General features: G+C 65.2%; 18 protein-coding genes. 14 read left to right on the plus strand and 4 right to left on the minus strand.

Annotated features, from left to right (window positions below):
- Nucleotides 1–7: 7 nt before the first annotated feature.
- A complete protein-coding gene (locus tag H1B27_RS27475; protein ID WP_197968234.1) occupies nt 8–1,231 on the minus strand; it encodes an FAD-dependent oxidoreductase in 1,224 nt (407 codons plus the stop codon).
- A 464-nt stretch (nt 1,232–1,695) separates the two neighbouring features.
- Here H1B27_RS27475 and H1B27_RS27480 point away from each other — a divergent pair, with 464 nt between their 5' ends.
- The 3 genes from H1B27_RS27480 (at nt 1,696) to H1B27_RS27490 (ending at nt 6,018) form a co-directional block, all read left to right on the plus strand.
- A complete protein-coding gene (locus H1B27_RS27480) occupies nt 1,696–3,042 on the plus strand; it encodes a lipopolysaccharide biosynthesis protein (protein ID WP_197968235.1) in 1,347 nt (448 codons plus the stop codon).
- 238 nt (nt 3,043–3,280) lie between these two features.
- Complete coding sequence (locus H1B27_RS27485) at nt 3,281–4,456, plus strand: glycosyltransferase family 4 protein (RefSeq protein WP_197968236.1); 1,176 nt, start codon at nt 3,281–3,283, stop codon at nt 4,454–4,456.
- A gap of 29 nt (nt 4,457–4,485) precedes the next feature.
- Nucleotides 4,486–6,018 (plus strand): glucosamine inositolphosphorylceramide transferase family protein, encoded by a 1,533-nt coding sequence (locus H1B27_RS27490; protein ID WP_197968237.1) that lies wholly within the window; start codon nt 4,486–4,488, stop codon nt 6,016–6,018.
- Nucleotides 6,019–6,073: 55 nt separating this feature from the next.
- Here H1B27_RS27490 and H1B27_RS27495 read toward each other — a convergent pair whose 3' ends face one another.
- The gene (locus tag H1B27_RS27495) at nt 6,074–6,997 is read right to left on the minus strand and encodes a LysR family transcriptional regulator (RefSeq protein WP_197968238.1); all 924 of its coding nucleotides are present in this window, start codon (nt 6,995–6,997) and stop codon (nt 6,074–6,076) included.
- A 107-nt stretch (nt 6,998–7,104) separates the two neighbouring features.
- On the opposite strand from H1B27_RS27495, the gene H1B27_RS27500 reads away from it, so the two are divergent.
- The 11 genes from H1B27_RS27500 to H1B27_RS27550 all read left to right on the plus strand — a co-directional run bounded on the left by H1B27_RS27500 (nt 7,105) and on the right by H1B27_RS27550 (nt 17,989).
- Nucleotides 7,105–7,428 carry a Dabb family protein gene (locus H1B27_RS27500; RefSeq protein WP_197968239.1) on the plus strand — a complete coding sequence of 108 codons (324 nt, stop codon included), beginning with the start codon at nt 7,105–7,107 and terminating at the stop codon, nt 7,426–7,428.
- Nucleotides 7,425–8,504: a maleylacetate reductase gene (locus H1B27_RS27505; RefSeq protein ID WP_197968240.1), complete on the plus strand. Its 1,080-nt coding sequence runs from the start codon at nt 7,425–7,427 to the stop codon at nt 8,502–8,504. Before H1B27_RS27500 ends, H1B27_RS27505 begins: the two co-directional genes overlap by 4 nt.
- 5 nt (nt 8,505–8,509) lie before the next feature.
- A complete protein-coding gene (locus tag H1B27_RS27510) occupies nt 8,510–9,883 on the plus strand; it encodes an amidohydrolase family protein (protein ID WP_197968241.1) in 1,374 nt (457 codons plus the stop codon).
- Between the two features lie 21 nt (nt 9,884–9,904).
- Complete coding sequence (locus H1B27_RS27515; protein ID WP_197968242.1) at nt 9,905–10,807, plus strand: NAD(P)-dependent oxidoreductase; 903 nt, start codon at nt 9,905–9,907, stop codon at nt 10,805–10,807.
- A gap of 15 nt (nt 10,808–10,822) precedes the next feature.
- Nucleotides 10,823–11,707, plus strand: a complete 885-nt coding sequence (locus H1B27_RS27520; RefSeq protein WP_197968243.1) for an intradiol ring-cleavage dioxygenase — start codon at nt 10,823–10,825, stop codon at nt 11,705–11,707.
- A 55-nt stretch (nt 11,708–11,762) separates the two neighbouring features.
- On the plus strand, nt 11,763–13,157 hold the full coding sequence (locus H1B27_RS27525) for an FAD-linked oxidase C-terminal domain-containing protein (protein ID WP_197968244.1): 1,395 nt from the start codon (nt 11,763–11,765) through the stop codon (nt 13,155–13,157).
- 10 nt (nt 13,158–13,167) lie between these two features.
- Nucleotides 13,168–14,691, plus strand: a complete 1,524-nt coding sequence (locus tag H1B27_RS27530; protein WP_197968245.1) for a sugar ABC transporter ATP-binding protein — start codon at nt 13,168–13,170, stop codon at nt 14,689–14,691.
- Nucleotides 14,684–15,634, plus strand: coding sequence for an ABC transporter permease (locus tag H1B27_RS27535; protein ID WP_197968246.1), 951 nt, complete (start codon nt 14,684–14,686; stop codon nt 15,632–15,634). The genes H1B27_RS27530 and H1B27_RS27535 overlap by 8 nt, the downstream gene beginning before the upstream one ends.
- Nucleotides 15,631–16,608, plus strand: a complete 978-nt coding sequence (locus tag H1B27_RS27540) for an ABC transporter permease (RefSeq protein ID WP_197968247.1) — start codon at nt 15,631–15,633, stop codon at nt 16,606–16,608. Before H1B27_RS27535 ends, H1B27_RS27540 begins: the two co-directional genes overlap by 4 nt.
- Nucleotides 16,609–16,650: 42 nt before the next feature.
- Entirely contained in the window at nt 16,651–17,625 is a 975-nt protein-coding gene (locus tag H1B27_RS27545; RefSeq protein ID WP_061883183.1) for a sugar ABC transporter substrate-binding protein, read from the plus strand.
- Between the two features lie 76 nt (nt 17,626–17,701).
- Nucleotides 17,702–17,989, plus strand: coding sequence for a YciI family protein (locus H1B27_RS27550; RefSeq protein WP_197968248.1), 288 nt, complete (start codon nt 17,702–17,704; stop codon nt 17,987–17,989).
- A 428-nt stretch (nt 17,990–18,417) separates the two neighbouring features.
- On the opposite strand, the gene H1B27_RS27555 is transcribed toward H1B27_RS27550, so the two are convergent.
- A complete protein-coding gene (locus tag H1B27_RS27555) occupies nt 18,418–19,410 on the minus strand; it encodes an ABC transporter ATP-binding protein (RefSeq protein ID WP_197968249.1) in 993 nt (330 codons plus the stop codon).
- A complete protein-coding gene (locus H1B27_RS27560) occupies nt 19,407–20,396 on the minus strand; it encodes an ABC transporter ATP-binding protein (RefSeq protein ID WP_197968250.1) in 990 nt (329 codons plus the stop codon). The genes H1B27_RS27555 and H1B27_RS27560 overlap by 4 nt, the downstream gene beginning before the upstream one ends.
- Nucleotides 20,397–20,415 lie beyond the last annotated feature (19 nt).

Consider the following 20,415-nt stretch of genomic DNA (forward strand, 5'->3'; position numbering starts at 1 on the left):
GGCAGAACTAGGCGCGCAACGCGCCGCGGACACGCCCGAGCCAACCCGGGCGCATCTGATCGACGCGATGTGTCAGACTGCGCCGCAGGAAGTGCAACCGTCGCCGTACGTCCCAGCCGATGTCGCTGCGGGACGTCAGAGCCTCGCGGAAGCGCGCCATCTTCAGCGACTGCTGGTCAGCCGCGATCTTGTCGCGATCGGAATAGAACTGCGAGATCTTCTCCAGGCCCATGCCTGGGGTCATGAGCCACCGCGGCGCGTACTCGGTGCAAAGACGGTCGATGTCCACCAGCAGGCGGGCGACACCCGTGCCGGCGGCGGGACAGTTGGTCTGGAACGCATCGCCGATGAGCACGACGCCGGGCTGGAGATGCCCCTCGACGACAGTCAGATCCATCACCCAGTTCTGGACCCGGTCGATCACGCGGAAATCGCCGAGGTAGTCCCGCAATCCCGGCAGCAGGCGCAAGAGCGTCGCCTCCGGCTCGCGACGCAACTCGCGCATGATCGGGTCGGTCGGATCGCGGAACATGAAGAGATTGGCCCGCATGCCGGCACGGACCGGAAACAGGCTGAGATAGTCGATGCCATCCGCCGTACGTTCGCCGTAGCAGGTCAACGCCTCGAAATCGAACGGAGTGCCGTCGTGGCGGGCGATCGTGAAGCCGAACGAGACCGAATGGCGCTCGGCCAGCACGCGCCGCCTGATGCCGAGCTTGTAACCGAGAACTCCCGCCATGCCCGTGGCCAGAACAACGAGGCGCGCGGTGACGCGCCGTCCGGAGGCCAGCTCGAGATGCTGGACATCGTCGCTGCTGCTGATCGCAGTGACCTCGTCGACGATCAGGTGGGATGGATCGGGGATCTGGCGACGCGCCATGGCGACGAGATCGGTATAGGGGAATCCGTAGGCCTGGCCGACGCTGACATCAACCACCTTGCCCTCCCGGATATTGAGCACCTGGTCATATCGACAGGCGACGCCCTCGAGCGCGTTGAGAAAGCCCAGCTTGCGAAACAGCTCCAGCTGATGGCCGCCGATCTTTTCGACCCTGAATTCGTCCGGATAGATCGCGCGCTTGTCGACGAGAGCAACGCGATGCCCTCCCCGCGCCAGCACGGCCGCCGCAAGCGATCCCGCAAGGCCACCGCCGACAACGACGATGTCGGAGACGATCGTTGCCGTCTCGCCCTCATCGATTGGCTCGGTCACGGCTCCATCCGTCGTCATGGCTTCGGCTCCCAGGTTAACGGCGGTTCCAGTGCAACTCTCCCGCCTGATGTCGCATCGCGGAGCCAAGTGCGATCATTTCCGAGGATTGAGGTTAATGACCGGAAGCGGCGGGCGCGCTGTTGCCGTTCCGGCACGCGTCTTGCTCGAGTTGCTCCGTAGATTCCGGGTTTCGACATCCCGGCGACCGATCCCGCGCGCCATTCCGCACTCGAAAGGCCGATCTCGTCTTCTTCGGTCGTCGATGCGGGGCCAGGCCGTCAGTCGGTCGAGCTGGACTTTGCACCAACCGGGACAATGAGGACGACGATGTTCCAGAGTGAGGCAGCCGACGTAGCCGCAATATCGTCGCGGCCGGCGAGATCCTGCATCTCGTCCATTAACACTCGCGCCGTTGCAGCATGCTAGGTTGTCGCCGGTATCTGAACACGTCTCTTCAGGGGAGCGTAGCCCCTTAAATCTCCATGATCGAAGCCATCCTCCAGTTCATGCGGCGCGATGTCACGCGCGGAGTTGCCGGGACCATCCTCCTCAAGGTTGGCAGCGGCGTGCTCGCGTTTGCATTGTTCTCGCTGGCGGCACGGACGATGTCGCCCGACGGCTTCGGCATCTTTGCGACCTGGCTCTCGGTCGCCCAGATCGCAGCCGTCCTGGGACTGGTCGGCCAGGAATCCCTGCTGGTGCGCTTCCTCAACGAGTATCAGGTCAGTGAGAGGCCGGACCTCACCAAAGGTGTCCTCCTATCGAGCTTCAAGATTGCCTCGGTCGCAATGCTGATCGTGATCGCCGGGATCGCCATCGCGGCAAGCATGAGAGGCGACTGGTGGCTGCTGATCCTCGCGGTGTCGGCCTACACGGCCGTCAACGCCGCGGTGATGCTTGGGAGCCAGATCGCTCGCTCGCTGGTCAGCATTCTCATGGGCGAAGGAAATCGCGAGTTCTTCTGGCGTGTCATCGTCGTCCTGTTCCTGCTCGCCATGCTGCTCCGCCATCGGCAGCTCGATCCCGCCGAGTTGTTCGCGGTGATGACAATGGCGATGTCGGTGGGCCTGGCGGCGCAGATCATTTCGATCGCGCGAGTGCTGCCGGATTTGCGCGGTACGCCGGCGCGCACCGAGACGTCCCGCTGGCGATCGAGCGCCCTTCACTTCTGGCTCGCATCCATCCTTGAAGCCGCCAATCAGTATTTCGACGTCATTCTGGTCTACTGGATGCTGGATCCGGCGACCGCCGGAATCTACTTTGCCGCCTCGCGCCTTGCCAACATCTTCGCCATGCTGTCCGCAGCGCTGTACACTTTCGGCGCGCGCCGGCTGCCGTCGCTGTATTTCAGCAAGAACCACCGGGAGTTCGAGCGGACCTTGCGGTTGATGGCGGAAGTGACCGCACTTTGCGTGATCGCCGGCCTCGTCACCATCTGGATCGGCGGCCCCTATCTCCTCAACCTGTTCGGACCTCATTTCACCGCGCAGCATTCGGTCTTGATCGTGCTCGCGATCGGAACCGCCATCCAGGCGGCAGGCGGCCCGTCTGCTGCGATCCTGCAGCTGACCGGCCATGAACGAATCTATGTGCCGGTTGTTGCGGCCAACGTCGCGCTGCGGCTCGTGGGATTTATCGTCCTCATTCCCTGGCTCGGGGTGCTTGGCGCGGCGATTTCGGCGACGGTGTCGCTCGCGCTCGCGACCATTGCCCTGAATATCCTCTGCCGCCGGCGATCCGGGGTGGATCCCTCGGTCCTGGTGCTCTTGCGCTTCTCTGCTTCGAGGCGCGGCAACTATGCAGTTCGCGGCGCGGACTCGAGCGATTAGATGCCATCAGGCCGCGGCTCGGGAAATCCGCAGTCACGCGCCGGCAGCGTGCAAGACGGATTGGTTAACGCACTCGCCGCGCACCCTCGGGGAAACAGCTGAAATGCCGCGCGAACGATGTGGTTGCAAAGGCCTCGCATTAACTCCGTTTGTCGCTAGCCGATGTCCGGGCGATACCCGCATGATAGGTACGGAGTTAAGAAGGTGAAGATTTCGTTTCTTTAGCGGGTCGGGATTCGTGCTCCACTATCAGCCAAACAAGCAATTGGGCGAGACGAGCGCGACGGCTTTGGCGCGGCCGGACAACGGCGGGCCGAAACTGCACGTGCTTCTCGCGCAAACCCAGGCCGAGAACGCCGGTGCGCAGGAAATCTCGCGGCTTCTCGGCGCCGGGCTCACCGCTCGCGGCTACCGGGTCACCAATCTATTCTTCTTCCGCAAATCGGACTCTTTCGATGAACCGCCGGATACGCTCTACTGCGCGCAGAGCCGGCCGGGCAATCCGGTGACGCTGCTGCAGATGCTGCGGACGCTCGGCCGCCATATCAGGGCCACGAGGCCCGACGCCGTCCTGACCTTCCAGCATTTCGGCAACGTCATCGGCGGTGGCGTGACGCGCCTCGTCAGCCGTGCACCGGTTGTCGCAAATCAGGTTTCATCGGCAATGTCGATGAGCTGGCCGGTCCGCACCGCCGACATCGTCATGGGCAGCCTCGGCTTCTTCGACTGCATCACGCTCAATTCGAAGGACATGCAGCGCGAATATTCGCGCTACCCCGCGGCCTACCGGTCGCGCATGGTGCATGTGCCGCACGGCTTCGACGACAAGGCCCTCACGCTGTCGAAGGAGGCTGCACGACAGAGGTTCAACCTGCCGCCGGACTGCGTCCTGCTTGGCTGCGCAGCAAGGCTGCATCCGCACAAGCGGCTCGATCTGGCGATACGCCTGTTGCCGGATCAGCCATCCTGGCGCCTTGCGCTTGCCGGCCAGGGCGCCGACGAGGCCCGACTGAGACAGCTCGCGAACGACTTGAACGTCTCGGACCGACTGCATTGGCTCGGGGAGATTCCTCCCAGCCGGATGGCGGACTTCCTGGCCTGCCTGGACGTGTTCGTGTTTCCGACACAGGCCGAAACCTTCGGTCTCGCCGCTGTCGAGGCTGCGAACGCCGGTGTTCCCTCGGTCGTGACCGATCTTCCCGTCCTGCGCGAAGTGTTGTCCTACGAAGGGAGACCGACTGCGCTTTTCGTCGATGCCTCCGATCATGCGAAGCTCTCCGCAGCCGTCTCCACGCTGTTGACGGACAAGCACCTGAGCGACGAACTGCGACAAAACGCCAAAGGCCTGCGACTGCGCTATTCGGTAGATGCGATGGTTGACGAATACGTTCGTATTCTCGAGCAGGTCATTTGACATGATCCGTTGAAACAGATTGGCTCGACATGATCATCGAGTTTCGCTGTGAACGCGAGTACGCGCGGCAATGGATGGCCCGCGAGACGCTGTCGATCGACGGCCGGGACGTGCCGGTTCAAATCGTATGGGCGCCAACGGCGGAGCCGCGGCCCGCAGGCCTCGACGCCCTGTTCGAGCTCGAACGCGCGGTGCTGCGCAAAGGCAAGCATGGCGGCGCAGACAGGCTGAAGATCGTTCCCGAAGGGGCGCAGGCTTGCAGCGCAGCCGACGTGATCGTCGATTTTACGGGCGCCGAGCGGGATCCGGACTGCTCTGCCCGGCTGTATCTGCGTCCGCTGTTCAACGGAGCTGCGGGCGAAAATGCCGCCCTCGCCGCCATTCTCGCCGGCGACCTGCCCGTGATCGACATCGTCAACGAGGTCGACGGTTCGGTCCTCGACCGCGGCCATCCATCCGGAGAGATTGCCGCGGGCCTCAGTGGCGCGCTCGAAACCGTCATGGCGCGAACCCTGACCATGGTGGTGGCGGTCCTGTCGGGAAGACCGCGAATTGTGCCGCAACTGGCGCGCCCCGCCGGCGATGGCTTGCGCCGCGAACCCGTCGGCTATGTCGCTCGCGGCCTTGCCGCATCGATCGCCAAGGAAATCTATCGCCTCTGCTGCTATGCCCCGCATTGGCATGTCGGATGGCGCTTCAATGACGGCGGAGGCGTCTGGCAGACCGCAGATCTATCCGGCCCAGGCTGGAACGTGCTGGGAGATCCTGGAAACCACTTCTACGCCGATCCGTTTCCGATCACGTGGCAGGGACGCACATTCGTCTTCTTCGAGGATCTCGATCACCGCGTCGGAAAAGGCATCATTTCGGCGATCGAGTTCAGTGACGCGGGGCCGGTCGGCGAGGTGATGCCCGTGCTGGAGGAGCCCTGGCACCTCTCCTATCCGTTTCTGATCGAAGACGATGGCGAGCTATGGATGATCCCGGAGAGCTCGACGCGCGGGGACGTCGCCCTCTACAAATGCGTTCGGTTTCCGGACAAATGGGAGCGATATGCGACGCTGCTTTCCGGCCTCGAGCTGGCCGACGCCACGATCACGCGGCACAATGGCCTGCACTATCTGTTCGGCGCCTGGCGCGACGGAGCGGGTGGCTATTCGGATTCGCTGGCGATCTACTACGCCGACCGCCTCTTGGGGCCCTGGTTGCCCCACGCCAGCAATCCGGTCTTGATCGACCGCGCAAGCACGCGGCCGGCGGGGAATTTCGTCACCCTCAATGGCAAATTGTGGCGACCGGTCCAGGATTGTGCCGACGGATACGGCGCGGCGCTCGCACTGGCGGAGGTGGTCGACCTGTCGCCGACGGCGTTCAAGCAGATCGTCCGCCACTCTCTGAAGCCCGGACCGCTATGGCCCGGCAGGAAGTTGCATACCTTGAACCGCTGCGGCCGGCTCGAAGTGATCGACGGATCGCGCGTCCAACCCAAGACGCGCGCGTTCGCGAGTCACTTTCCGTCGACGCTCGTGTCTGCGCGAACCAGCCCGAGTTCGGCTGTTTGATCTGCGTTTCGCTCGCCGATCCGCCCACGGCGACCCGAATTCTCGGGTTGCCCGCTCACTTCGCCGCGTCGATCCAGATGCCGGGCTGCGAATGCTCGCGGATGTGGCTGACCAGGAAGTCGGAAAAGACCCTGATCTTGGCGGGCAGCCTGACGCGGTTTTGATAGGCGATGTTCATGGTGAGCAGAGGCAGCTCCCAGCCCATCAGGACCGGCACCAGCCGGCCGGCCGCGATATCGCTCTGCACGATATAGAGCGGCTGGATCAGGATGCCTAACCCGGCACGGGCTGCGCCACAGATGATCTGGCCGTCATTACTGTCGAGCGTCGGCGCGATCCGAATGGTCTGCGTCGTGCTGCCCTGGCTGAGCCGCAGCGAATAGGGATCGTTGGCGAGATTGTAGATCAGCATATTGTGGCGTGCGAGATCGGCCGGGTGCTCCGGCCGGCCATGCTTCTCCAGATAGGCCGGCGACGCCGCGAGCACGCGGTGCATCTGGCCGATGCGGCGAACGACGATGTTTGAATCCGGCTCGTGCTCGCGCGTGCGGATCGCGACGTCGATGCCGGCCTCGATGAAGTCCAGATAGCGGTTTGCGCTGATGATCTGCACGCTGAGATCAGGATAGAGCGCGCGGAAGGCAGGCAGCATCGGCGCGAGGTAGATCATCGCGAAGGACAGCGAGCTCGTCACGCGCAGCATGCCCTTCGGCGACAGCGCACGGTCGGAAACCGCGTCCTCGGCCTCGGCGAGCTCGTTCAGGAGCGTGCTGCAACGCTGCAGCAGCTCCTGTCCTGCTTCGGTCAGCCATTGCCGGCGCGTGTTGCGCTCGATCAGCCGCACCGCAAGCCGCTCCTCCAGCGCACTGAGATGACGGCTCGCGGCCGCGTTCGACATCCGAAGGATTTCGGCAGCTTTGGAAAGGCTGCCGAGCTCAGCGGTTTTGGAGAAGACCTCGAGTTGGAGCAGCCGGTCCATTTTTGCGAAATAAGGAAAAGAGACTTACAAATTTTGACCTTTATTTCCGCTTTCTGCAAGGCAAAATGGCACCAACAAAGCACAATTGCAGGCGAGGAAATCAGGAAATGTCGGGCCCGATCAGGCACATCGTGATGTGGCGGCTGCGCGGGGACACCCCCGAGGAGCGCACCGCGGCGCGGGTCAAGGTCAAGTCCCTGTTCGAGGGCCTCAAGGGCCGGATCGATGGCCTCACCCATATCGAAGTCGGCATGGATGTCAGCGCTGTCGACTACGCCTGCGACGTCGTCCTGTTCTCCGAATTTACCGACCAGGCGGCGCTTGCCGCCTACGCCAACCATCCGGAACATCTGCGCGTCCGCGAGGCGCTGGGCGACTTGCGGATCGGGCGCTTCCAGGTCGATTATCCCATCAAAGAGACCGGCGCATGATCGGCTCGTTCACCTACGAAAACCTGCCCTGCCGCGTCGTGTTCGGCAGCGGAACGCTGGCTTCCGCCAGGGCCGAGGTCGAGCGGCTCGGCGGCAGACGCGCGCTGGTGCTGACGACGGCGCAGCAGGAGGCGCAAGGCAAGAGCTTGGGCGCCGCGCTCGGCCCGCTCTATGCCGGCCTGTTTTCCGGCGCGACCATGCACACGCCGGTCGAGGTCACGGAACGGGCGCTCGCGGCGCTGAAGGCGTGCGAGGCGGATTGCGTCGTCTCGCTCGGCGGCGGCTCGACCACCGGCCTCGGCAAGGCGCTGGCCTTGCGCACCGGCATCAACCAGCTCTGCATCCCCACCACCTATGCCGGCTCCGAGATGACACCGATCGTCGGGCAGACCGAGAACGGCCTGAAGACCACGGTCCGCGATGCGGCCGTGCTGCCGGAGACGGTGATCTACGACGTCGAGCTGACGCTGACGCTGCCGGCGAGCCTCGCCGCAACCTCCGGCATCAACGCGATCGCGCATGCGGTCGAGGCGCTCTACGCGCGCGATGCCAATCCCGTGACGTCGCTGATGGCGGAAGAAGGCATCCGCGCGCTGGCGCGAGCCCTGCCCGCCATTGCCGCGAAAAGCGACGATCGCGAGGCCCGCACCGAGGCGCTCTACGGCGCGTGGCTGTGCGGCGTCTGCCTTGGCACCGTCGGCATGGCGCTGCATCACAAGCTCTGCCACACGCTCGGCGGCACTTTTGACCTGCCGCACGCCGAAACGCACACGATCGTGCTGCCGCACGCGCTGGCCTACAATGCACCGGCCGTGCCCGATGCGATGGCGCGCATCTCGCGCGCGATCGGCGCTGCAGACCCGTCGCAGGGGCTTTTCGAGCTTGCGGAGCGGCTGGGTGCGAAGGTCGCACTGCGCGATATCGGCATGCCCCAAAGCGGCATCGACAAGGCGGCCGACCTCGCCGTCACCAATGCCTACTGGAATCCGCGGCCGCTCGAGCGAAACGCCATCCGCGACCTGATTGCACGCGCCTGGGCCGGCGAGCCGCCGGGCACTGCAAAAGCGGCGGCGTGAAAGCGATGCGGCGCACATTGATCAAATCGGCCACCGTCATCAGCATGGATGACGCGATCGGCGACCTTTCGAGCGGTGATGTGCTGGTCGAAGGCAGCCGGATCGTCGACGTACGCCCATCGATCGAGCTCGGCAGCGGTGCCGCCGAGACCGAAATCGTCGACGGCGCCGGGCGCATCGTCATCCCCGGCCTGATCAACGCGCACATGCACACCTGGCAGACGGGCTTGCGTGGCTATGCCGCGAACTGGACGCTGCTGGAATATTTCCGCCGCATGCATGCCGGGCTTGCGACCGTATTCCGGCCCGAGGACATCCATATCGCGACACTGGTCGGCGCGCTGAACCAGATCCACCACGGCGTCACCACGCTGGTCGACTGGTGCCACAACAATCCGACGCCTGCTCACACCGATGCCGCCGTGCGCGGCCTGATCGAGAGCGGCATCCGTGCCGCCTTCTTCCACGGCTCGCCCAAGCCAGAGCCGAAACCGGGCGAGCCGCATTTCTCGGAGATCCCGCATCCGCGCCGTGAGGTCGAGCGGCTGCTCGCAGGTCCCCTCGCCGACCGCGACGGCCTCGTCACGCTCGGGCTCGCGATCCTGGGTCCGCATTATTCGACGCTCGACGTCGCCATGCACGATTTCCGCCTGGCGCGGGAGCTGAACCTGATCGCATCGATGCATCAGGGCGGCGGTCCGGCCAAGACGCCCGGCGGCTGGGAGAAGCTGATCGAGGCCGGCCTCGTCGGCGCGGGCGTCAACATCGTCCATGGCAACGATCTGCCCGATGAACTCCTGGACCGGATGATCGATCTCGGCGTGTCCTTCTCGGTGACGCCTGAGAACGAGATGATCCAGGGCCACGGCTTCCCGATCACCGGACGCCTCCTCAAGCGCGGCGTTCGGCCGACGATCGGGATCGATCTCGAATCCGTGCTGGCAGGCGATCTCTTCTCTGCCGCCCGCCTCGCGCTCTCGATGCAGCGGGCGCTCGACAATGCGGCGTCGCGACAAACGAGCGGCACCATTCCGGCAACGACCACGATCCCCGCGCGTGAGGCGCTCCGCTGGATCACGACGGAAGGCGCGCGCATGCTCGGCCGCGAGAGGCAGATCGGTTCGGTGACACCGGGCAAGCTCGCCGACCTCGTCATCATCAACGCCTCCGATCTCAATCTTGTCCCGGTGCACGATCCCGTCGCCACCGTCGTGATGCAGATGGACCTCGCCAACATCGAGGCCGTGATGATCGGCGGCGCCTGGAAGAAACGTAACGGCCGGTTGCTGGCCGATGGACTGGAGACGAAGAAGGAGCTGCTGGCGCAATCCGGCCGGCGGCTGGTGCAGGACATCGAACGACAGGGACGCGCTGCCTAGCAGCGCCATTGGACAAGAACAATGACTAACGCTTCGAGGAATGTTGCTTTCATCGGGATCGGCAAGATGGGTCTGCCGATGTCGGCGCTCGTTATCAAGGCCGGGTATGCCGTGACCGCTTTCGATCAGAGTGCCGCACGGCTCGACGAGGCACGCGCACTCGGCGTATCGGTTGCAGCTTCGCCGGCCGCCGCCGTGAGCGGCAAGCCGGCCGTTGTGACGTCCCTGCCCGATGACGCGGCGTTACGCGGCGCGTTGCTCGGCCCCTCCGGCCTCATCGCCGCGATGGCGCCCGACGCTGTCTTGATCGAGACCAGCACCGTGAGCGTCGAGGCCTCGACCGAAGTTGCCGCCGCGGCGCAGGCGCGCGGTATTTCCTATCTCCGTTCGCCGGTCTCCGGCAATGCCAGCATCGTCCACACCGGCGCGCTGACCTGCTTCGTGTCGGGGCCGAAGGACGCCTTCGAAAGCGCGAAGCCGCTGTTCGCCGCCTTCACCCGCGCCCAGACCTATCTGGGGCCGGCAGAGGAAGCCCGCTACGCAAAACTGTCCGTCAACCTGATGATCGCGGTGTCGGCCGCGATGATGGCCGAGAGCCTGGCGCTGGCGCGCAAGGGCGGCATCGCCTGGCAGGACATCCTGAAGGTGCTCGACGACAGCGCCGTTGCCTCGCCGATGGTGAAGTACAAGACAGCGCCACTGCGGACTCGCGACTTCGAGTCCACCTTCTCCTGCAGGCAGATGGCTAAGGATCTCGACCTCATCCTCGGCGCCGGCCACGCTGTCGGCGTGCCGCTCCAGCTAGCCGCCCAAGTGCGCGAGACTTATGGCTCGCTGGTCGCACAGGGCGACGGCGACACCGACTTCATCGCGACCGTCAAGCATCTCGAACGGCTGTCCGGCCTCGGCGAGCCGAAGCTGTGATCAACGGAGGCCTGCATGCGTAACTTCAACGAAAACACGATCACGGATGCGGTGCTGGAGCGGATCGCCGGCGCAACCGACCCGCGGATCAAGCAGGTCAGCGAAGCGCTGGTGCGCCACCTTCACGCCTTCGTCCGCGAGGTGCGGCCCACTCAGAAGGAGTGGGAGTACGGCATCGACTTCCTGACCCGCACCGGGCACATGTGCGACGACAAGCGCCAGGAGTTCATCCTGCTGTCGGACACGCTCGGCGTCTCCATGCTGGTCGACGCCATCAACCATCCGGTGCCGGAGGGCGCGACCGAGACCACGGTGCTCGGCCCGTTCTTCGTTCAGGCAGCCCCGGAAGAAGACAGCGGCGCGGATATCTCCGGCCCTATGGAAGGCGATCCAATGTTGGTCACCGGCTCCGTCTCGACCGCCGACGGAAAGCCGCTCGCGGGCGCCGTGGTCGACGTCTGGCATTCGGACGATGACGGCTATTACGACGTGCAGCAGCTCGACAAGATCGGCGATCTCGCGATGCGCGCCCGCTTCCATACAGATGCCAACGGCCGCTTCCATTTCTGGTCGATCAAGCCGGCGGCCTATCCGATTCCGCATGACGGACCGGTCGGCGAGATGCTCGAGGTGCAGGGACGCCATCCCTGGCGCCCGGCGCACGTGCACTTCATGATCTCAGCGCCAGGTTTCGAGCAGCTGGTGACGCACGTCTTCGTTGCCGGCGACCAGTATCTCGACAGCGACGTGGTGTTCGGCGTCAAGGACAGCCTGATCCGGGAATTCGTCCGTCATCCCGCCGGCCGTGCGCCGGATGGTCGCATGGTGGACACCGAGTATTTTCATCTCAACTATGATTTCGGGCTGAAGCAGGTCGCGAGCAACGCGAGAGCCGCTTAAGCTGGGCTACGGACCAACAAGAGTCCGGCAGCAGGGAGCAGACGGGAGCTTAAGGATGGGACCGCGGGTCAGCACGGATATATTGGCCGAGCGCCTCACCGGCATGATCGGCCAGCGTGCGAGCGTTGCGCGCGGCGTGCTCGATCAGCACGGGCAGAGCGAATCGCACTATCAGAGCCTGCCGCACGATATCGTCGTCTTCCCTGAGACCACGCAGGAGGTCGCGGACATCGTCAAGCTCTGCGCCGGCGCGGGCATGCCGATGGTTCCGTTCGGCGCCGGCACCTCGCTCGAAGGCAACGCGGCCGCGGTCGCCGGTGGCGTCTGCTTCGACTTCGCGCGCATGAACAAGGTTCTCGCAGTGCACGACAGCGACATGGATGTCGTCGTACAGCCCGGCATCACGCGCAAGCAGCTCAATGCCGAGCTGCGCAATACCGGCCTGTTCTTCCCGATCGACCCCGGCGCCGACGCCTCGATCGGCGGCATGACCTCGACGCGCGCCTCCGGCACCATGGCCGTGCGCTACGGCACCATGAAGGACAACGTCATGGCGCTCGAGGTCGTGCTGGCCGATGGCCGCGTGATCCGCACCGCCCGGCGTGCGCGCAAGTCGGCCGCCGGCTACGACCTGACGCGCATGTTCGTCGGCGCCGAAGGCACGCTCGGCGTCATCACCGAGATCACGCTGAAAGTGCATCCGGTGCCGCAGGCCATCTCGGCCGCGGTGTGCAGCTTCGACACCCTGCACGATGCCGTCGATACCGCGATCTCGGTGATCCAGTCCGCGATCCCCGTGGCGCGCATCGAGCTGCTCGACGACGTCATGATGCGGGGCATCAATGCCTACGCCAAGCTCGGCTATCGCGAGGCGCCCACCCTGTTCTTCGAATTCCACGGCTCGGAGACCTCCGTCGCCGAGCAGGCCGAAGCGGCGCAGGCCATCGCCGCCGATCATGCCGGCCATGGCTTTGCCTGGGCGAAGGCGCCGGAAGATCGCAGCCGGCTTTGGCACGCACGCGACAACACGCTCTATGCCGGCCTCGGCCTGCGCCCCGGCGCACGCGCGGTGATCACCGATGTCTGCGTGCCGATCTCGAATCTGGCGGCATGCCTCACCGAGACGCGGCGCGACGCGGACGAGCAGGGCTTCACCGCTCCCATCGTCGGCCATGTCGGCGACGGCAACTTCCACATGCTGATCCTGATCGACCCGACAAAACCAGAAGAGACCGAAGGCGCCAAGGCGCTGCAGGCCCGCATGGTCGCCCGCGCCATCGCCATGGACGGCACCTGCACCGGCGAGCACGGCATCGGGCTCGGCAAGATCGATTATCTCGCCGACGAACTCGGCGAGGCCGTCGACGTGATGCGGTCGATCAAGACCGCGCTCGATCCGAATGGACTGATGAACCCTGGAAAGATCTTTTCAGGCGGAGCCAAGGCATGAGTGCAAAGTCATGAGCGACGCGCTCCCGATCGAGGTCACCTCACCCACGCCGCTGCTGGAGCTGCGCGGCATCAGCAAGGAGTTTCCTGGCGTCAAGGCGCTGGATGACGTGTCCTTTGCCGTCTACCCCGGCGAAGTCCACATGCTGCTGGGCGAGAACGGCGCCGGCAAATCGAGCCTGATGAAGGTGCTCTGCGGCGCCTACCGCGCCGACGCCGGCGAGTTCTATTACAAGGGCGAGACGGTCGCGATCAACTCCACCGCGGACGCGCAGAAGCTCGGCATTGCCGTGATCTTCCAGGAATTCTCGCTGGTCCCCCATCTCGACATCGCCCAGAACATCTTCCTGGGACGCGAGCCGAAGGGCCGCATCCCCGGTACCATCGACCGCCGCAAGATCCTGGCTGATGCGAGGCGCGTGCTCGACTCGATCGGCTTCGACATCGATCCCTCCACCACCGTCGACAAGCTCGGCGTGGCGCAGCAGCAGATGGTCGAGATCGCGAAAGCGATCAGCCAGAACGCCCGTATCCTGGTCATGGACGAGCCGACCGCGGCGCTCTCCGACCGCGAGACCGAGCTCTTGTTTGCGCTGATTGCTCGGCTGAAGGCGGACGGCGTCTCCATCGTCTATATCTCGCACCGCATGGCCGAGGTGTTCGCGCTCGGCGATCGCATCACCGTGCTGCGCGACGGCCGCCGCATCGACGGCGTCCGTCCCGCTGACGTCACGCCGGACCAGCTGGTGCGCATGATGGTCGGCCGCAACGTCGACATGACCTATCCGCGGCATTTTGCCGACAAGCCCGGCGACCTCCTGCTCGAGGTCAAGGGTCTGACCGCGCCAACCGGCATCTCGGACATCAATATCGAGGTGCGCCGGGGCGAGATCGTCGGCCTGTGCGGGCTCGTCGGCTCCGGCCGCAGCGAGGTCGCGCGCGCCATCTTCGGCGCCGATCCCGTGACGTCAGGTGAGATCATCTTCGACGGCAAGACCATTTCCGGCGAGCCGGACCTCGCCGCCCGCCGCGGCATCGCGTTGATCCCGGAGAGCCGCAAGAGCGAGGGCCTGGCGCTGCTGCGCTCGGTGAGCGACAATCTGGTGGTGTCGGCGCTGCGCAGACTGTTCCCGAGCGGGCTGTTCGACCAGCGCAGAGCACAGCGCACCGCCGATGGGCTGATCCGCCAACTCCGCATCGCAACCCCGAGCGCGCGCCAGACCGTCGGCCTGCTCTCGGGCGGCAATCAGCAGAAGGTCGTGATCGGCAAGTGGCTCGCTGCCGGCTCAAAGCTGTTCATCTTCGACGAGCCGACGCGAGGCATCGACATCGGCGCCAAGTCCGAGATCTTTGCGTTGATCGACCGCCTCGTCGCGGAAGGCGCGGCGGCCTTGATGATCTCGTCCGAGCAGGTCGAGATCTGCCATGTCTGCGACCGCGCCTATGTGATGCGCGAGGGGCGCGTTGCCGGGCACCTGACGCGCAGCGAACTGACGGAGGAGAACATCGTGCGATTGGGGATGCATCATGCGTGAAGCCGCGATCGTCTCAGAGCCCAATCCGCTGCAGCGCATCCCCGGCGTTGCCATGGTGCTGGTGCTGCTGATCGCGCTGTTCAGCGTGATCGCACCCGGCTTCCTGTCGGTCGCCAATCTCTCCAACGTGCTGGTGCAGTCGACCATCCTGACCATGCTCGCGCTGCCGATGACGCTGATCATCATGACGGAGGGGCTGGATCTGTCGATGGGCGCGGTGCTGACGCTGACCTCGCTCTGCGTCGCCATCGTGTCGCTCGCGACCAAGTCGATGCTGCTCGGCTTGGGCGCCGGGCTGCTGGTCGGCACGGCCTTCGGCCTCGCCAATGGCTGGCTGGTCGCGATCGTGGGCATTCCGCCCTTCGTCGCGACGCTGGGCACGCTCGGCATGGCGCAGGGGCTGTCGCTGATCGTCAGCGACGGCCAGAGCGTCGTCGGCATTCCCCACAGCGTGCGCGACATCTACTCGGCGACTCTTCTCGGAGTCCCCGTTCCGATCGTGATGGCGCTCGTGACCTACGCGGTCTTCCACGTGCTGCTCTATCATACCAGGTTCGGCACTTACATCTTCGCCCTCGGCGGCAACCGCGAGGCGCTGCGCTATGCCGGCCTCTCGCCGAACCGGCTCCTGATCGCGGTGTACGCGATCGGCGGCGCCATGGCGGGCATCGCCGGTCTCCTGATGACCGCGCGGATGAACTCCGGTCACCCCACCGCCGGCCTCGGCCTCGAATTCGATGCCATCGCGGCCGTCGCCGTCGGCGGCACCTCGTTCGAGCGCGGCAATGGCTGGCTGCTCGGCACGCTGCTCGGGGTCCTCTCGGTCGGCGTGTTGCGCAACGGGCTGAACCTGATCTCGCTGCCGTCCTCCGTGCAGGTCGCAAGCGTCGGCGTGCTCGTCATCGTTGCCCTGTTCCTCGACGGCCTCAGGAGCCGCGCATGACCGACATCACCAAGGACGCGATCGCGCCGCCCCGCTCGTTCCTCTCGCAGGACGCGATCCAGGTGTTCTACCGCCTGCTGGCGGCGCTCCTGATCTGCGCGGTGCTCGCCGTGCTCAGCGATTCCTTCCTGAGCCTCGGCAACATCCTCAACGTGCTCAGGCAGGCGAGCCTGACCTTCTTCATCGCCTCCGGCCTGACGCTGGTGGTGCTGACCGCCGGCCTCGATCTGTCCGTCGGCGCCAATGTCGCCCTGTCCGCCTGTATCGCCGGGACCGTGATCCACACGACCGGCTCGCCGGCGCTCGGCATCCTCACCGGCCTTGCTTGCGGCGGCATCGTCGGCCTGCTCAACGGCATCATGGTCACCGCGCTCCGCATCCCCTCCTTCATCGCCACCTACGGCATGCTGTGGGTGCTGAACGGCCTCACCTACTGGTACATGGCGGGCGAGACCCTGCACGGCTTCCCGGCCGGCTTCCGCCAGATCGGCAGCGGCTATCTGTTCGGCCTGCCCATCCCGGTCTATCTGCTGCTGGTCTTTCTCGGGATCGGGACGTTCTTCGCGCAACGCACGATCTGGGGCCAGGAGATCTATGCGATCGGCGCCAATCCCGTCGCGGCGCGGCTCTCAGGCATCCCGGTCGCGCGGCGCTTGCTGCTGGTCTACGCGGTCTCGGGCACCATGGCCGGGCTCGCCTCGATCATCTTCCTGTCGCGGCTCAATTCGGCCGAGGCCGACATCGGCGAGAGCCTGACGCTGCCCGCGATCGCGGCCGTGCTGATCGGCGGCACCTCGCTGTTCGGCGGCGTCGGCACCGTGTTCGGCACCTTCATCGGCGCGCTGATCCTCACCCTGGTGCTGAACGGCATGAACCTGCTCTCGGTCAGCGCCAACTGGCAGCCGCTCGTCACCGGCGTCATCGTCATTCTCGCGGTCTGGCTCGACATGAAGACCCGCCGCCGCGCGCAATGAGTTCTTGAAATTCCAACAAGCAAAACAAGGGATGGAGGCAACATGAAACAGAAACTTGGCTATCTGACGCTGCCGCTGCTGATGGCGGCCGCGTTCACCACCGGGGCACGCGCCGACGGCGAGACCATCGCCGTCTTCACCAAGAACCAGACCAATCCGTTCTTCCAGACGGTGCGGGTCGGCGCCGACAACATGGCGAAGACGCTGAACGCGAAGACGCTTCAGTACATCCCGACCAAGCCGGACTCGATCCCCGAGCAGCTCAGCCAGATCGAGGACGTCGTGGTGAAGAAGCCGAGCGCGATCGTGTTCACGCCGGTCGACTACAAGGCGATGGTCCCGGGCGTCGAGAAGATCAACGAAGCCAAGATCCCGGTCGTCAACATCACCGACCGCTCAGCCGGCGGCAAGTTCCTGTCCTTCGTCGGCGCCGACGACTACAGCCTCGGGCTGGAGACCGCGCGCTTCCTGCTGAAGACGCTGGGCGGCAAGGGCAACATCGTCATCATCGAGGGCGTCAAGGGCTCGCTGACCAATGTCGACCGCGTCCGCGGCTTCAACGACGCGCTGAAGGAGAATCCGGGCGCCAAGCTGCTGGCCTCCCAGCCCGGCAACTATCAGCGGCTCCAGGCGCTCCAGGTGATGGAAAACCTGATGCAGTCGAACTCGCAGATCGACGGCGTGCTCGCCGCCAACGACGCCATGGCGGTCGGCGCGATCGAGGCGCTCGACGGGGCCAATCGCAAGGCCCAGGTGATCGGCATCAACGGCACCAAGGAGGCGATCGACGCGATCAAATCCGGCAAGCTGCTGGCGAGCGGCGACTACAACGGCTTTGCGCAAGGTTGCCTCGGCACCATGATGGCGATCCGCTCCTTGCGCAATCAGCCTGTCATCAGCGAGATCGTGCTGAAGCCGACCGTCATCACCAAGGCCAATTACCAGCCGTTCGACGTCCCGCTGGAGCAGCGGACCTGTCCGACCTTCGAGGACGCCGGCAAGCTCGGCGCGAAGTAGACCACCCGATCACGTCGAGTCCGGACGGCCGCCCCCGCGGCCGTCCCAAGAACTGAAGCAAGAAACGGAGACCATCATGCTGTTCGCCATTCACGCCCTCGACCGCACCGGTGCGCTGCCCACGCGGCTTGCCAATTACGACGCGCACAAGGCCTTCCTGAGCGATACCTCGCGCTTCGGCGTCAAGATCGTGATGCCGGGACCGCTGGTCTCCGATGACGGCCAGGCCATGATCGGCAGCCTGTTCCTGATCGAGGCGCCGGGCCGGGCCGAGGTCGAGGCCTTCAATCGCGCCGATCCGTTTGCCGCGGCCGGGATCTGGGACAAGGTGACGATCACCGGCTTCCTGCGCCGGCAGGGTTGAGGCCCGCGACGACAAAGTGCGAAAACAACCCCATGCACAGTAGAGCGGGGCTTGTTTTCGCTTACGAATTTCCGATGCATCGCGCGGCCTCGCATCCGAGGCCGATACCGCCCCGGATCGGCGGTGATTTTGACTCGTCGGGCAAAACAGGAGCATAATGCCATCATCACCCGATGTCAGTCCCGTCCTCCGTCAGAGCAATCGCATATGGTGCTTTGCGCGAGCTGAGCGCGCGCCTCGTCCTTCGAGACGCCCGCCGTTGGCGGGCCCTCAGGATGAGGCTAAGCGGCATCGGTGCTCGTTGAAACTAGAGCAACGCACTCGGTCCTCATCCTGAGGGCCCGCCAACGGCGGGCGTCTCGAAGGATGGCCACAGGCGATCCCAAGCGTTGGCGCGACTAACTCGACGCGAACTGGCTTCAGATCCCTCAACTGCTCATGGCCGGCGCGGCCTCTTCGAGATGACACGCCACCCATTGCTCGGCTCCCGCCGCGCGCAGCATCGGCTCCTCTGTCCGGCAGCGGTCGAAGACAAAGGGGCAGCGGGTGTGGAAGCGGCAGCCGCTGGGCGGATTGATCGGGCTCGGCACGTCGCCCTTGAGGATGATGGGATTGCGCTGCGCCCCCGGCTCCGGCAGCGGCACCGCCGAGAGCAGCGCCTTGGTGTAGGGATGCCTTGGCGCGGCAAAGATCTCCCGGCGCGGCGCCACTTCCACGATCTTGCCGAGATACATGACCGCAACGCGATGGGTCATGTGCTCGACGATCGCGAGATCATGGCTGATGAACAGCAGCGCGAGGCCGAACTCGCTCTGGAGATCCTGCAGCAGATTGACGATCTGCGCCTTGACCGAAACGTCGAGCGCGGAAACCGCCTCGTCGCACACGATCAGCTCGGGTTCGGCCGCGAGCGCGCGGGCAATGCCGATGCGCTGACGCTGGCCGCCGGAGAATTCGTGCGGCCTGCGGTTCAGCGCCTCGCGCGGCAGACGTACGGTGTCCATCAGCGACGTGACGCGAACCTCGAGATCTTCCGCAGACTTGGCGAGGCCGAAATTGCGGATCGGCTCGGCGAGAATGTCGCGCACGCGCATGCGCGGATTGAGGCTCGAGAACGGATCCTGGAACACAACCTGCACGCGCCGGCGCATCTGGCGCATCGTGCTCGGCGCGGCGTCGTCGATCCTCTGGCCGTCGAGGATGACCTGGCCCGAGGTGATCTCGAACAGCCGCAGGATGGCGCGGCCGACCGTCGATTTGCCGCAGCCGGACTCCCCGACCAGCGACAGGGTCTCGCCTCGCGCGATCTCGAACGACACGCCGTCGACCGCATAGACGAATTCCGACTTGCGGTTGAACAGGCCGGTCTTGACCGGAAAGTGCTTCTTGAGGTCGTTGACCTGGAGCAGCGGAGGACTCATGCCGCGATGGCTCCCTTGGCGGCGTAATGACAGGCGGCGACGTGGCGGGGGCCCTTCTCCTCCAGCCCCGGCGCATATTGCCGGCAGAGATCGGTCGCGAGCGCGCAGCGGCCGGCGAAGACGCAGCCGGTGATCGGCTTGCGGAGATCCGGCACCTGCCCGGGAATCTCGGCGAGCCGTCTTGCCGTTCCCGTCAGCGAGGAGCCGAGCCGCGGCACCGCGCCAAGCAAACCCTGTGTATAGGGATGACGCGGCGAACGGAACAGCTCGGCCACCGGCGCCTCCTCGACCTTGCGGCCGGCATACATCACCATGACACGCTCGGCGATCTCGGCGACGACGCCGAGATCGTGGGTGATGAGGATGATCGCAGCACCCACGCGGTGCTTCAGATCGAGCATCAGCTTCAGGATCTGCGCCTGGATCGTGACGTCGAGCGCGGTTGTCGGCTCGTCCGCAATGAGAAGCTTCGGATTGCAGGCGAGCGCGATCGCGATCATGACGCGCTGACGCATGCCGCCGGAAAGCTGATGCGGATATTCGCGCACCCGGCGTTTCGGCTCGGGAATGCCGACCAGCGTCAGCATCTCGATCGCGTGCGCTTCTGCCTTCTGCTTGTCGAGGCCCTGATGGATCATCAGGGTCTCGCGGATCTGGCGGCCGACGGTGAGCACCGGGTTCAGGCTCGTCATCGGCTCCTGGAAGATCATCGAGATGTCGTTGCCGCGGATCGCGCGCATCTCGCGGTCGGACAGCTGCAGCAGGTCCCTGCCCGCAAAGCGGATGCTGCCTGCGATCCTGCCCGGGGGCTCCGGGATCAGTCGCATCAGCGACATCGAGGTCACCGACTTGCCGCAGCCGGACTCGCCGACGATGGCGAGCGTCTCGCCCTCGTTGACATGGAAGGAAACCCCGTCGACCGCGCGATTGACGCCGCTGGGGGTGCGGAAATGGGTCTGGAGGTTCTCGACTTCGAGCAAAGCCATCGCGATCAGCCTCGATCCA

Source organism: Bradyrhizobium diversitatis, from assembly GCF_016031635.1.
GTDB lineage: Bacteria > Pseudomonadota > Alphaproteobacteria > Rhizobiales > Xanthobacteraceae > Bradyrhizobium > Bradyrhizobium diversitatis.